Below are 568 nucleotides of genomic sequence, written 5' to 3' on the forward strand. Positions count from 1 at the left end.
GGCTGGGCGGCCTGAAGTACGAGGCGGCGGGCGAGCTGGGCCTGTGGGCGCACGCGCCGCTCGGGAACGCGCAGACCTGGGGCCTGTACCCGTCGGGCCTCGTCTGGGACCGCGAGGCGGAGACGCTGACGGTGGTGGGCGAGCCGCACCTCGACTGGGACGCGGTGCTGAACGCCGAGCCCGCCGATCCGGAACTGACGGTGGGCGCGTGGAGCGAGGACGACCTCGACTTCCCGGCGGGCGTGGCGGCGGTGCGGGACCTCATCCTCGACGGGGAGGTGTACCAGGTGAACCTCTCGCGCGGGGTGCGGGCGACCGCGCAGGGCGACCCGCTGGCGGGCTACCTGCGGCTCGCGGCCATGAACCCGAGTCCCTTCATGGCGTACGTGGAGCTCGGGGACGAGGTGGTGGTGTCCTGCTCGCCCGAACGGCTCGCCCTGTGGACGGGGAGCGAGGTGTCGGCGCGGCCCATCGCGGGCACCCGCAGGCGCGGCGCGACCGAAGAGGAGGACGACGCGCTGGAGGCCGAACTGCGCGCCAGCCCCAAGGAGCGCGCGGAGCACGTGAT

The 568-nt window shown here is 74.5% G+C and carries 1 protein-coding gene; it reads left to right on the forward strand.

All coding sequences use genetic code 11. The features are described from left to right. Positions 1 to 568, forward strand: a 568-nt coding sequence (locus DEIPI_RS31725) for a chorismate-binding protein (RefSeq protein WP_045234495.1), incomplete at both ends; no start/stop codon positions are given.

The sequence above is a fragment of the Deinococcus pimensis DSM 21231 genome, assembly GCF_000519345.1.
Classification (GTDB): domain Bacteria; phylum Deinococcota; class Deinococci; order Deinococcales; family Deinococcaceae; genus Deinococcus_A; species Deinococcus_A pimensis.